Below are 12941 nucleotides of genomic sequence, written 5' to 3' on the forward strand. Positions count from 1 at the left end.
GTCAATCTGTGGAAATTATATTGAATATGGGTATTTGAATCCTATTTTAATGATTGTCTTTTAGGGATTGTTCAGGATATAAACAGCGATATTCTGCAATCAGGGATTTAAGAGGATAAGAACAATTAGGATGAAAAGAAAATCTGGTTTTAAAGATGGTTAGAGTTACAGAAGTGAAACTGCCCTTGGATCATGATGAAGCAGATTTGAAACAGGCCTTGTATAATCGTCTAAAACAATTTCCCAGCGAGTATCAGGTAATAAGGCGGGGATATGATGCGCGCCGACGGGGGGACATTCAACTGGTGTATACCATTGACTGTTCCATTGATAATGAAGAGGAATTTTTACGCAATCATTCCCTGGATCGCAATTTATCAAAAACACCAGAGGTTCGGTATCAGTTCGTGATGTCCCGGCAGACTGGTGAAAAAATTGCTAGTCAGGCCAGCTATGTTCGTCCCGTCGTTATTGGTGCGGGGCCTTGCGGGTTTATGGCGGGGTTGTTACTGGCACAGATGGGTTTGCGTCCTTTGATTCTTGAACGTGGGAAACCGGTCAGGGAAAGAACGGTCGACACTTTTGCATTTTGGCGTCAGTCAAAATTCAACCCTGACAGCAATGTCCAATATGGAGAGGGAGGTGCGGGAACCTTTTCCGATGGCAAACTTCATACGCAGATCAGTGATCCGTATCATTATGGTCACAAGGTGTTGACAGAATTTGTCAGGGCAGGTGCGCCTGAGGAAATTCTTTACATATCCAAACCTCATATTGGTACGTTTCGGTTGGTCAGTATGGTTGAGAAAATTCGTCAGGAAATTGAATCCTTTGGTGGTCAGTACCGGTTTAATACTTATGTACAAAATATTTTGATGAATAAAAATCGCCAGATTGTCGGGGTTCGATTGGCGGATGGGCAGGAAATTCAGACAAATCATATTATTCTTGCGACTGGACACAGTGCGCGGGAGATGATGCATGCCCTTTATGAAGATGGCGTGGAGATTCAGGCAAAACCTTTTTCTGTTGGTGTCAGAATTGAGCATCCACAAATCCTGATTGATAAGGCCCGTTTTGGTTCACAGGCGGGACATCAGCTGTTGGGGGCGGCCGATTATAAATTGGTGCATCATGATGCAGACAAGCGGGGGGTTTATTCCTTTTGTATGTGTCCGGGGGGGACGGTGATTGCGGCGGCCTCGGAAGAGGGGGGAATAGTGACAAACGGAATGAGCCAGTATTCCAGGGCGGAAAGAAATGCCAATGCTGCAATCGTGGTGGGTGTTCAGCCGGAACGGGACTATGCAGGCCATCCCCTGGCGGGTATTGCCTTCCAGAGAAATCTGGAGCGGAAAGCTTTTCAGCTGGGGGGTGCGAATTACAAAGCACCGGTTCAGCGGGTGGAGGATTTTTTGCTTGGAAGGGTAACCCAGACATTGGGTTCGGTTGTTCCCTCTTATAAACCGGGGGTGAAACCCGATGATCTTGCGGAGATATTGCCTTCATTTGTTATCAATGGAATACGGGAGGCATTACCTGCATTTAATCGTAAATTGTCCGGATTCAATTTTGCTGATGCTGTAATGACCGGTGTGGAAACGCGAACATCCTCGCCAGTTCGTATTCCAAGAATGGATGATGGGCAAAGTGTAAATACTTCCGGACTTTATCCTGCGGGAGAGGGGGCTGGATATGCGGGCGGTATCATGTCTGCGGCCATTGACGGGATAAAGATTGCCGAAAAAGTTGCCCAGAATATCCACGACAATCATCAGTAGATCGAGGGATTACATCCCTACAGACAAACTGTTGGTTTGGGATGTGATCCGGATTCATCTTTGCAACCTTCATAATTAATGTTTCAATGTTCACTTTGATGATTTTTGAATATTGGGTTAAAGTCAGATGATGGGAATGATGAGACAATAAAGGAAAGAAATCTGCATAATGAAAATTCATGCCGCTCAATTGGCTAATCTTGATCAGATAATGGCCATTCAAATGTTATGTTATTATGCGATTGAGCCTGAATCACGGCTTTCTATGGCTTCAAAAATCATTGCCAGTCCTGATACCTGTTTTGTGGTGAAAGAGCGGGACATGGTCAGGGGGTATTTGCTGGCCATTCCCGTCATGTCGGGTGAACCTCCCGCCCTGGATAGCGAAACTTGCGATTTGGCAGGAGGGGCGGATTGCCTTTATCTGCATGATTTGGCCGTTCATCCAGAATCAAGAGGGCTGGGAGTTGGAAGTATTTTGGTGCGGCAATTCATGAATATTGCTCATAAGAAAAAATACCGTCATGCATCCCTTGTTTCCATTCAGGATTCCTTCCGTTTTTGGCAGAAACAGGGATTTGGGGCAATTGTTCCCTCCGAAAAGTTGCAGAGTAAATTGATGACCTATGGTCAGGATGCAATTTATATGGAAAAACTTCTGATTGACATTCCTCAGGAGTAGGATAATTTTATGAAATCCCTGTTTTTTTATTGTATTGCGGCCTTTGCCGAGATTGCCGGTTGCTTTTCTTTTTGGGTATGGGCACGTTTGGGGAAGTCGCCCTTGTGGCTCGTACCTGGAATGGTCAGTTTGGTATTTTTTGCCCTGATGCTGACGTTGGTGGAGGTTGATCTGGCGGGGCGTGCCTATGCTGTATATGGTGGAATTTATATTTTATGTTCCCTGTTCTGGTTATGGATTGTTGAAAATACACGACCGGATCGGTGGGATATTCTGGGAATGCTGATTTGTTTGGCTGGAGTATCCATTATCTTGTTCATGCCCAGGGGCTGATCAACCGTAGGGATCAATGGAATGTGGTTTTGGGACAAAGCGGATTGAATATCGAAATTTAAAAAAATCCCAGGCAAATAATAATAAAATGCCTGGGCAAAAAAGTGCTTAAAATAAATATCAACGTAATAAAAGATATTTCACAAAAGGTTATTAATGAATTCAGTTATAAGAAATTTCTCGATGAAAAAATCAGCCTATAAATTTGAACTCAAACAATGAAATACCAACTACTATGAGCTAATATATGAAATCACATGACTTTTATACAATTTATGACCGATTGCGTCAATATTGATACCTATGATTTTCCTATAAAATTTAGTAAAATAAAAGAGATAACGCTTGGAAAACAAAGGTTTTTTTTATAAAATGGCAAAATTTCAAAAAAAATTGATCGTTTTTGAAACAATAATAAATATTTCGGAATCGAAAAATAACAGGCTCTTTTATACCACAAGATTTTATTGAAAAATGATGGGAACTGATATCCAGATTTTCAATTTTATCCAGTGACAGGATCATGTCGGATTTATCAAAAAAATACCCAAAAAAGAGATTGTATGAAAAGGGAAAAATCCGGAGACAAAATTCTGGTCAATACAACATTTGCATGAATGAAAATAACACTGTTTATAAAAATACGGAAATAACCTGAAAATCATTGAAAAATCTCATATATTCCCCCGGTAGAAAATGGCTTCTTCAGGGTCATGAAACCGGGGGAAATAAAATTTTTGTATTTTAAAAACAATTAAGCAAGGGAACGGCCACTTACGTGAATCCTGATGGAAATGCTAAATATACGGATAAATTCATTCGTTGGTTCTCCTTAATAATTTAATGGAAATTAAATAAATGCGGCATCCAGCGAACAAACGGACCTGTTCCCCAAATGTGCAGTAAACCGCAGAATGAGAGGGTTGGTTTCTGAATAAAATTTATTTTTGGTGATAGCGAAAGGGCTAACAGTGTGATATAAATTCAAATCAGTCATTGCAGATTCCGTTCAAAACTTGGTCTGTGATGATTAGGTTGGGTAAGATGTTGTAGCATCTTATTCAACCGCATCAAGGCGTTATTCGCCGGATGCTTCTGTTACTATACGTGTAAAATTCCCTTTTGCAAATAATTTTTTAAACGAATTAAAATTTGTCCCATTCCCTTTATTGCGGATAAAAAGGTTATTCGTATCGGAATGGATTCTATATCTGAAATTCGATTTAATGAATTATTTCAAATATATATTAAAATCTGTTTATTATTGTCCATTCAGTTTAATGGCGCAAATGTTATTTCTCCTAACAAAAATTTGATAATTTCGTGATTTGATCGTTTCACGTAGTTAATATATTGTTAAAGATCGTTATATTTATGGAGTATTTTATGATGAATAAATGGGTGGATTACGTAATTACCGAAGTAAGATACAATAATGAACGTTCACATATCGTTGCATTCAAGTGCTGGCGACATATCGGGGCCGAACTGATCGGTCCGGATATACGGTCAAGGGCTGATATCATTAATGCCATTGACAATGAGAACCTGGTTTTTATCACCGAATATAAAGGTGAGGATGGGAAATGGGAAAAGGGCGGTGATGTCGGTATTGTAACGGTTGGAAATGAAAAATTCCTGCGAACCGATGCCAATCCGGAAACCCGTGATAATCTGGGAAATTTGCCCGAATTGTAATGTTCACGTAAATATGTCCAATACATCCAGTTTATCCATTATCGGTTATTTTCATTTAAGCAAATTTTATTAATTTTACCTAGTTATAATGTTAAACAGTTGTGATTATATTGTTGCGGTGAAATAATGTATTATTTAATATCATTAATTTAAGGAGTATTTATCATGAGTAAATGCACGAACTAAATTTTTACAGCATTATGTTACAATATTGATCATTCTCATATTGTCAAATTACAAATCTGGGAATGTGATAAAAACTTTGTAACTAAAAGATAATTTAGGTAATTTACCTGAATTTTGATTTGATTTTAATGTAATTGTAATTTATTACTTTAAATTCTTAGGTTATTTAACGTTAATTTTATATTTATAGATTCAATATTATCATTGATACAAGGGATTTGTTCCTAGCATTAATGGAAATATTTTTATCAATAAATTTCAGGCTGGGTGATTTTGCTTATTAGTTATTCCTGAATCAGATTCTGGAATATCGAGTGAAAATCATTCAGTTTTTTTTATCCTTTTTGCACGGTCTGGTTTCCGCAAACCGTTATTCTTTTGCCCCCTTTAATATTGTAACCCCATCCGGCCAATTTAAATAGCTAATATGAATATTTGGGAAAAAGGTTTGTTTTGATCTTTTGATATAGATGGATTAAAATTGATTTTTTCATTTTGAAATTTTATTATTATTGTGAGGGAAGAATTGACTGATAAGAAAAAGGATGATTCCTTGGACATGAAGATTGTCCAACGGGTCGCTAAATTATCTGCACTTGCCGTCAAGGAAAAAGAACTGGCAACCTATGCCCGGGATTTGGGGGGTATAATACACTGGGTTGAGCAGTTGAACGAGCTGGATGTTTCTGCGGTTGAACCAATGGTTGGGGCAGAAAATGCACAATTGAGAATGCGTGATGATAAGGTTACCGATGGCAATTGCCGTGAGGCTGTTTTATCCAATGCTCCAGAACGTATTGCCGATTTTTATGCTGTTCCGAAAGTGGTTGAATAATGCTGACAGAAATGACGATTACAGACGCGGTCGAGGGCCTGCGTCAAAAGAAATTCAGCGCGGAGGAATTGACACGGGATCATCTGAAGGCGGTTGGTCAGTTAAACAGCCGGATCAATGCCTATATCTCGGTAACGGAAGAGGTCGCCCTTGGTCAGGCCAAGGTGGCAGATGAAAAACTGGCTTCGGGGAATGCGCCGGTACTGACCGGTATTCCTTTGGCGATCAAGGATCTTTTTTGTACAAGGGATATTCCAACAACCGCCGCCAGCCGTATCTTGGAAAATTTTGTTCCACCCTATGAAAGTACGGTGACCTCGAATTTATTGAGGAATGGAGCCGTTTTTTTGGGCAAGACCAATCTTGATGAATTCGCAATGGGATCCGGCAACCTGAATTCGGCATTCGGTGCCGTTGAAAATCCATGGAAACGCAAAAATGATGATGCGTTTCTGGTTCCCGGCGGCTCTTCTGGTGGTTCCGCGGCTGCCGTGGCGGCGCGGATGGCTCTGGGGGCAACCGGAACGGATACGGGTGGCTCCATTCGTCAGCCGGCAGCATATTGCGGTATCACCGGAATCAAGCCAACCTATGGGCGGTGCAGTCGTTGGGGCATTATTGCCTTTGCCAGCTCGCTTGATCAGGCTGGGCCCATGGCAAAAACCGTTGAGGATTGTGCAATCTTGTTGCAATCAATGGCCGGTTTTGATCCAAAAGACAGCACAAGCGTGGACAGGGCGGTTCCGGATTATCGTGCGGCCTGTAACCGTTCATTGAAGGGGTTGCGTGTGGGTATTCCAGAAGAATATCGCGCTCCTGGCATGTCATCTGAAATAGAGGCAATCTGGCAGCAGGGAATTGACTGGTTGAAAGAGGCCGGTTGCGAGATCGTGGATGTTTCCCTGCCTCATACTAAATACGGATTGGCCACCTATTATATCATTGCCCCTGCTGAAGCCTCATCCAATCTGGCCCGTTATGACGGGGTGCGCTATGGTCGCCGTGTCAGTGGAAAAAGTCTTGAGGAACTCTATGCGAATACACGCGGAGAGGGTTTTGGTACAGAGGTGAAACGCCGTATTTTGATGGGTACTTATGTGTTGTCGGCCGGTTATTACGATGCCTATTATCTCCGGGCGCAGAAGGTTCGCAAACTTATCTATCAGGATTTCATGAATGCCTATGAAAAGGTGGATGTTCTCTTGACACCAACGGCACCATCAGCCGCTTTTGCCAAAGGTGAACATCAGGATGATCCCGTACAAATGTATCTGAATGATATTTTCACCGTTCCCGCCAGTATGGCCGGAGTGCCTGGTCTGGCCTTGCCGGCCGGGTTAAATGACCAGGGTCTTCCCCTGGGTTTGCAGTTGCTGGGTCGTCCATTTGATGAGGAGACCCTGATTGCTGTTGGGTCAGCAATGGAAAAAGCTGCCAATTTCACATATAAACCCGCCATTCGTTCTGGAGTTTCCCTATGAGTTATGTGATTGAAGGGTCAACAGGATCCTGGGAAGTTGTTATTGGTCTTGAAGTCCATGCCCAGGTTATCAGTAAGGCCAAATTGTTTTCAGGTGCCTCCACGCATTTTGGTGGTGAACCCAATACGCAGGTCAGTCTTGTTGATGCCGCTTTTCCCGGTATGTTGCCCGTCATCAATCGTGAATGTGTTGATCAGGCCATTCGTACAGGATTTGGGTTAAATGCCCAGATTAATCTGGTAAGCCGTTTTGACCGCAAGAATTATTTTTATGCCGATTTGCCACAGGGATACCAGATTTCTCAATTTACGCATCCTATTGTTGGCAAGGGTGAAATCGAGATCGAACTGGATGACGGTACGGTCAAGAAGATTGGTATTACCCGTTTGCATCTTGAACAGGATGCGGGAAAATCCATTCATGACCTTGCCCCAAAAGAGACCTGTATTGATTTAAATCGCTCTGGTGTGGCTTTGATGGAGATTGTCAGTGAGCCGGATATGCGCTCACCGGAAGAGGCAGGTGCCTACTTACGCAAAATCCGTGCGATTGTGCGCTATTTGGGTACTTGTGATGGAAATATGGAGGAGGGATCAATGCGTGCGGATGTGAATGTGTCTGTCCGTAAGCACGGTGAGGAATATCGTACGCGTTGCGAATTGAAAAATATCAACTCCATTCGGTATGTCATGCAGGCAATTGAAATTGAAGCCAAAAGACATGTGGAAATTTATGAAAATGGGGGAGAGGTGGATCAGGAAACCCGTTTATTCGATGTTGCCAGGGGGGAAACCCGTACGATGCGCAGCAAGGAAGACGCCCATGATTACCGTTATTTCCCAGATCCGGACTTGCTGCCTCTGGTCGTTGAGCAATCTCACGTTGACCATCTCAAGGCAACCCTGACTGAATTGCCGGATGCAAAACGAGACCGTTTCCAGAATGAGTATGGATTGCCCCGTTATGATGCCAATGTTCTGGTAGCTGAAAAAGATATTGCCGATTTTTTTGAAATTGTTGCAAAGGGTCGGGATGGGCGTTTGGCCGCTAATTGGGTCACAGGCGAACTGTTTGCCGTACTGAATAAAAAGGGTCTGTCAATCCAAGAAAGTCCTGTAAAGGCTGAGGCAATTGGTGTTTTGCTGGACTTGATCGCTGATAAAACCATCAATGGTAAGATTGCCAAGGAGGTTTTTGAGGATATGGTTGAAACAGGTGATATGCCTGCGGATATCGTGGAACGCAAAGGTTTGAGACAGGTAACGGATACTACGGCAATTGACAAAGTGATTGCCGATATTCTGTCAGTCAATGCAGATAAGGTTGAACAATATAAATCAGGTAAAGACAAGCTTTTTGGTTTCTTTGTCGGACAGGTTATGAAGGAAATGAAGGGTAAAGCCAATCCCGCAATAGTCAATGAGCTTTTAAAAAAGCATTTATCTTGATAAAAATTAAAAAAGGAAATTGACAGTCCTCGAATAAATGATTAGAAACGGTAAAAGCAAACGTCGTGTTATAGGCAGGCTCTTCTTGCGGAGGGGTGGCCGAGTGGCTGAAGGCGACGGTTTGCTAAACCGTTGTACGGTGTAAGCCGTACCGTGGGTTCGAATCCCATCCCCTCCGCCAGTTACATATGTTGAATATTGCCAATTCCTGACAAATACCTTGTTTTTCCTAAAAAACCCATATTTATCTATCATATTCTTGCCAGTTCATGACAGATTATGCGATAGAAAGTGGGTACAAATTCAAGGAAAGTGGGTATACAAATCGTGTTGACAGATTCAAAGGTTAATTCTGACAGTTAAAAAACATTATCCCATAGTACCTCATATTTTCCGCAGAAAACTAGCATTTTTAAGTAAATTTCCAAACATTATCCCACATTATAAAACATTTGAATGCATTTAATATTGGGGTATATTCTGGGGTATATCGATGTTAACGGACAAAGCCTAAAAACAGCCAAATATCAGGAAAAGGGTAGAAACAAACTTTATGAACGTGGTTTATATCTGGTTATCACAAAAACCAATTCTTAAATATGGTGTTTAAAATATAATTTAATAAAAAAGATAAACTCTTTTGTTTGAAGATGTGAAAATCTTTTATTCATCGGAGTAATGAGAAATAAAATAGGATTTATTCATTACCTATAATAATTAAACATTTAAATGCATTTAATATTAAGGTATATTTTTTCTATCTTGGGGTATATCCATTTTAATGGATAAAGTTAAAAATATAGCTAGATATTGAGAAAAGCCTATATTTGAGATAAATCATTAAAAACACTTATGTGTTTTGGCGTTAAGAAGAAAGTAGCAAAAATTTCTTTAGAGGTTTTTCTATAAGATTATTTTAGAAATCTTGACCGTTAAATAAAAAATAGTGTCAAATACAATAACAACACCTTATTAAGTTGCTCAATCACTTGTGTTTTTATCTAAAGAAAAAGTTTAAATAAAGAACCTGATCTCATTTTATATAGTTGTATTTTAAGATACTTGATATGAACTGTAGTCATCCTGTGGGTAATGATGGTGGATATGACGTCAAGATTACGACAGAAGACAGTTATTTGAGAAGCGCTGACGGTAAGAATTAATTTAAAAACAGCAGCTTGTTGTGAATCTGTAATTTATTGATCAAAATTTAATTTAATAGGATATTTGAATGGTTAATTATTCTCCAAAGGATCTGGATCTCTCCGCATGTACTGTTTGTACTGATGGAAAGAACACATCACAAAAGTTATCAACTTTGGCTAAATCTCTTGATGAAATAACTAGCCAGATTGTTGGAATTTCCAAAACATCTGTTGATACCAAGCATTCAGTTGAAAAGGTTGCTGAAAAAATAAAAGATATTGATACAGAAGTTTATTTTAATAAAAAAGATGCGTTTACGGCGGGTAATCCTACAATATTGGATAAAAATAAATCAAATATATTCGGTATTCAGGATGATGGTATCGTTAATCTGTTTTTTAGTCATAAAATTGACGAGAACGGCAATACATTTGTTGCACCAGTCAAATCAATTTATTTTAATTATGTTCTGAATAATACGATTATTGGGAGAGAAGCCATATGGACCACTGAAGATAAATTTTATAAAGCCTTTATGGGGCACGCATTTCATGCGGATAGTGATGGAAGTAGTGATCTTGGCATGAATGACCATGCCTGGAACAACATTTATTCAAAAACCGCGGTAAGTGTCACATCTGATGCGAGTGAAAAGAAGGTTCTTGCCAACCTTGGCGATGACAGGGATGCAGACAATCAAAAATTGCTGGATGCAATCTATAATCTGAATATCCATACCTATAAACTGAATGATTCCATCAATGAGAAAGGTGAGGACAAGGCGCGTCTGCATAACGGTTTTATTGCCCAGGATGTCGAAAGGGTTCTGACAGATGCGGGGCTGAACCCATCTGATTACGGTATGTGGATTCAGGACAGGGTTTTCAGGAACATTGAGGTCGATATCGGAAAAAAGGATGCCAGCGGGAAAGCTGTAACCAGAAGCGAGTACCAACCTGTTCTGGATGAGAATGGGAAACAGGCATATCGTCAATCCCTGCGATATGAAGAAGTACTTTGCGTATTGATACAATCCATGAAACAGAAGATCGACAGACTGGAAAAACAGGTCGCATCATTACAGGTAAAGAACGGTAAATAATAACAACCATCTACAATATTTTCGGTAGGGAACCAGACATCAGTCTGGATTATCCCGATTAGGATGATATTGCCTATCATGTCCAGGTGTAGAACATATACGTGATTTCTTTTGCAAGTCAGCAAACAAGCCAGATGCAGCGTATGACTATCGTGTTGCTACAATTCGGTGACGGAAATTGTGTTGTTGAATTTGATACACCCATTTACTGGCAGGACAGGCAATTTTTTATCGACACAAGGGCATTAATAATGACCATCATGGAAATTATGTTCGATGCTACATCTCAATTTTATGGAAGACTGATTTATGGCTGATCTAGCTAAACAACCCACAACAGGATTTGTCAATAACGGAAGCCTTGTCCAGTATGGAAATGACAACAAGGCGGGTGACTGGGACTATATCGTGATATCGAAACCGAACAGGCCATGGAGGGTCTCTATCAGGGGGGATATTCCAACAAGCAAGGACGGTGTGGACATGAGTGTTTCCGTTTTCGAGGGAACAATACCCCTGTTTTCCTCGACAGGAACATGGAAACTGCAGGGACAGACAAGCCTGAACGCCACCAAGAAAAACTTCAAGATAAAGTTCAGGAATGCGGAGACAGGTAAAAAACTAAAGGTGAAAATAGGGGACTGGACACCCTTGAATGGTCTGGTTCTGAAGGGTTATGCGGCAGACAGAACCCTGTTGAGAGACACAATCACCACGGAAATATGGAGAAATCTTCATAGGGATGAAAAAGGCTGCCTTGCCCCTGAATCCGCCTATTCCTATTATGACAGGGACAATCTTGGAATGAGAACATCAGTGCTGTTTTCAACGGCCGGTTTTCCCTGTGAACTGTATCATGACGGGGAATTCTTTGGGATGTATATAATAAGGTCTGACAATGACAATGACCAGTACCTGATTGATTCATCAAACCCAAGACATTTCCTTGCCCAGCCCGATCATGCCAGCACGTTCTGGACAGACGGCAACTACAATCCTCAAGAATGGGAGATATACTCGCCCGATCCAAATACGGATGACAGTGTCAGTTTCCTGAAAAGATTCCTGCGATGGTCTTCGGACTGTATCGCGGGCAGGGTGAGCATGAAGGAGACATATCGGGAATATATCGATCTTGAATGTTTCATTGACTATATCCTGCTCTGCGAGGTCTGTTTTTCCCCTGACAGTCTGGTGAACAATTTCATGCTATGCAGCTGGAATGCCACGCCGGTATCGGGTGTCATGTATATATATCCCTACGATGAGGATCAGACATTCGGTATTGTCGATCGATATCTGAGTGCCAGGGATACTGATCCTTTCAAGATGGGCTGGGTGACGAAATGGGACAGGATGTTTGACCGGCAGGATCCGATATTCTTTGAAACCATCCATAACAGTTTCACACCGGAAATACGGGCGAGATGGCGTTATCTGAGAGACACGGGAAAGATATCGGCTGAAACCTTCAACAGGATCATAAAGGATACAACCGATCTCATCAATCCTGACATGATGAGGAAAGACCTTGAATTATGGGCAATGGATGCAGATGTCGGAATAGGAAATGGCAAGGTTATTTCAGATGATGGAAAGAAATGGTCGGTCAGTTTCATCATGAATTTTGCCAAACGCCGTATCCAATGGCTGGATCAGCAATTCAAGTACTATAATTGATTATTCTTATTGAGAAGCCACCTTAACGGGTGGTTTTTTTCGTCTGGAAAAGGAAAGACAGATGGCAAATATCATACTCATTATCAAGTCTGTATGCTCTTTTTTATGGAAAGGGAAAGGGTGGATCATGGCGGGACTTCTTTACCTGACAGGACGAAGGACAGCGAATAGAAACAACCTGATCAGGACACAGGATGAAGTCATCAGGAATGACCGGCAGACCCTTCGGACTGTTCAGGCAATGCAGCAGGCAGCCAATCATTCACCTGAAAACATGGATGAATTGGAAGATGTGCTGGAGAAAGGGAAATTCTGATGAAACCTATTATTTTACTTGCGGCGGTTTTTCTTGCGGCATGCTCGTCATCGCCACGTGTTGTCTACCAGATTGAATGCCCGCCGTTGAGGGATTACACGCCCCAGTCACAGGAAAAGCTTTCCAGCGAGATCAAGGCGTTAAAACCTGACAGCGAGATCGGCCGTTACCTGCTGGATTACAAAAGACAGCGTGACATGATCATGGCCTGCCAGAACACCAGAGATACCAGCCACCGCTAGGGTGGTTTTTT

The 12941-nt window shown here is 41.4% G+C and carries 12 protein-coding genes and 1 tRNA gene; all 13 read left to right on the forward strand.

Features of this window, described 5'->3' with window-relative positions:
- Nucleotides 1-155 precede the first annotated feature (155 nt).
- Complete coding sequence (locus GM552_RS01790) at nucleotides 156-1781, forward strand: NAD(P)/FAD-dependent oxidoreductase (RefSeq protein ID WP_155565018.1); 1626 nt, start codon at nucleotides 156-158, stop codon at nucleotides 1779-1781.
- A gap of 169 nt (nucleotides 1782-1950) precedes the next feature.
- The gene (locus GM552_RS01795) at nucleotides 1951-2463 is read left to right on the forward strand and encodes a GNAT family N-acetyltransferase (RefSeq protein WP_155565019.1); all 513 of its coding nucleotides are present in this window, start codon (nucleotides 1951-1953) and stop codon (nucleotides 2461-2463) included.
- 9 nt (nucleotides 2464-2472) lie between these two features.
- Nucleotides 2473-2796 (forward strand): YnfA family protein, encoded by a 324-nt coding sequence (locus GM552_RS01800; protein ID WP_155565020.1) that lies wholly within the window; start codon nucleotides 2473-2475, stop codon nucleotides 2794-2796.
- Between the two features lie 1386 nt (nucleotides 2797-4182).
- Nucleotides 4183-4494 carry a DUF3892 domain-containing protein gene (locus GM552_RS01805; protein WP_162988538.1) on the forward strand — a complete coding sequence of 104 codons (312 nt, stop codon included), beginning with the start codon at nucleotides 4183-4185 and terminating at the stop codon, nucleotides 4492-4494.
- A 745-nt stretch (nucleotides 4495-5239) separates the two neighbouring features.
- Nucleotides 5240-5515 carry an Asp-tRNA(Asn)/Glu-tRNA(Gln) amidotransferase subunit GatC gene (gatC, locus tag GM552_RS01810; protein ID WP_155565071.1) on the forward strand — a complete coding sequence of 92 codons (276 nt, stop codon included), beginning with the start codon at nucleotides 5240-5242 and terminating at the stop codon, nucleotides 5513-5515.
- Nucleotides 5515-6996, forward strand: a complete 1482-nt coding sequence (gatA, locus tag GM552_RS01815) for an Asp-tRNA(Asn)/Glu-tRNA(Gln) amidotransferase subunit GatA (RefSeq protein WP_155565021.1) — start codon at nucleotides 5515-5517, stop codon at nucleotides 6994-6996. The genes gatC and gatA overlap by 1 nt, the downstream gene beginning before the upstream one ends.
- On the forward strand, nucleotides 6993-8444 hold the full coding sequence (gene gatB / locus GM552_RS01820; protein WP_110439438.1) for an Asp-tRNA(Asn)/Glu-tRNA(Gln) amidotransferase subunit GatB: 1452 nt from the start codon (nucleotides 6993-6995) through the stop codon (nucleotides 8442-8444). Before gatA ends, gatB begins: the two co-directional genes overlap by 4 nt.
- 89 nt (nucleotides 8445-8533) lie before the next feature.
- Nucleotides 8534-8625 (forward strand) — tRNA-Ser (locus GM552_RS01825).
- A gap of 1050 nt (nucleotides 8626-9675) precedes the next feature.
- On the forward strand, nucleotides 9676-10692 hold the full coding sequence (locus GM552_RS01830; RefSeq protein WP_155565022.1) for a tail fiber domain-containing protein: 1017 nt from the start codon (nucleotides 9676-9678) through the stop codon (nucleotides 10690-10692).
- A 101-nt stretch (nucleotides 10693-10793) separates the two neighbouring features.
- Nucleotides 10794-11009, forward strand: a complete 216-nt coding sequence (locus GM552_RS01835) for a hypothetical protein (RefSeq protein WP_155565023.1) — start codon at nucleotides 10794-10796, stop codon at nucleotides 11007-11009.
- A 166-nt stretch (nucleotides 11010-11175) separates the two neighbouring features.
- Complete coding sequence (locus GM552_RS01840; RefSeq protein WP_196424829.1) at nucleotides 11176-12372, forward strand: CotH kinase family protein; 1197 nt, start codon at nucleotides 11176-11178, stop codon at nucleotides 12370-12372.
- Nucleotides 12373-12433: 61 nt separating this feature from the next.
- On the forward strand, nucleotides 12434-12688 hold the full coding sequence (locus GM552_RS01845; RefSeq protein ID WP_155565025.1) for a hypothetical protein: 255 nt from the start codon (nucleotides 12434-12436) through the stop codon (nucleotides 12686-12688).
- Nucleotides 12688-12930: a hypothetical protein gene (locus GM552_RS01850; protein ID WP_155565026.1), complete on the forward strand. Its 243-nt coding sequence runs from the start codon at nucleotides 12688-12690 to the stop codon at nucleotides 12928-12930. The genes GM552_RS01845 and GM552_RS01850 overlap by 1 nt, the downstream gene beginning before the upstream one ends.
- The last annotated feature ends 11 nt before the right edge of the window (nucleotides 12931-12941 follow it).

It is taken from the genome of Commensalibacter sp. ESL0382 (assembly GCF_009725775.1).
Classification (GTDB): domain Bacteria; phylum Pseudomonadota; class Alphaproteobacteria; order Acetobacterales; family Acetobacteraceae; genus Commensalibacter; species Commensalibacter melissae.

Coding starts and splice junctions, on each gene's coding strand:
- GM552_RS01790 (WP_155565018.1), top strand. CDS start 156: ATGGTTAGAGTTACAGAAGTGAAACTGCCCTTGGATCATGATGAAGCA.
- GM552_RS01795 (WP_155565019.1), top strand. CDS start 1,951: ATGAAAATTCATGCCGCTCAATTGGCTAATCTTGATCAGATAATGGCC.
- GM552_RS01800 (WP_155565020.1), top strand. CDS start 2,473: ATGAAATCCCTGTTTTTTTATTGTATTGCGGCCTTTGCCGAGATTGCC.
- GM552_RS01805 (WP_162988538.1), top strand. CDS start 4,183: ATGATGAATAAATGGGTGGATTACGTAATTACCGAAGTAAGATACAAT.
- gatC (WP_155565071.1), top strand. CDS start 5,240: ATGAAGATTGTCCAACGGGTCGCTAAATTATCTGCACTTGCCGTCAAG.
- gatA (WP_155565021.1), top strand. CDS start 5,515: ATGCTGACAGAAATGACGATTACAGACGCGGTCGAGGGCCTGCGTCAA.
- gatB (WP_110439438.1), top strand. CDS start 6,993: ATGAGTTATGTGATTGAAGGGTCAACAGGATCCTGGGAAGTTGTTATT.
- GM552_RS01830 (WP_155565022.1), top strand. CDS start 9,676: ATGGTTAATTATTCTCCAAAGGATCTGGATCTCTCCGCATGTACTGTT.
- GM552_RS01840 (WP_196424829.1), top strand. CDS start 11,176: ATGAGTGTTTCCGTTTTCGAGGGAACAATACCCCTGTTTTCCTCGACA.
- GM552_RS01845 (WP_155565025.1), top strand. CDS start 12,434: ATGGCAAATATCATACTCATTATCAAGTCTGTATGCTCTTTTTTATGG.
- GM552_RS01850 (WP_155565026.1), top strand. CDS start 12,688: ATGAAACCTATTATTTTACTTGCGGCGGTTTTTCTTGCGGCATGCTCG.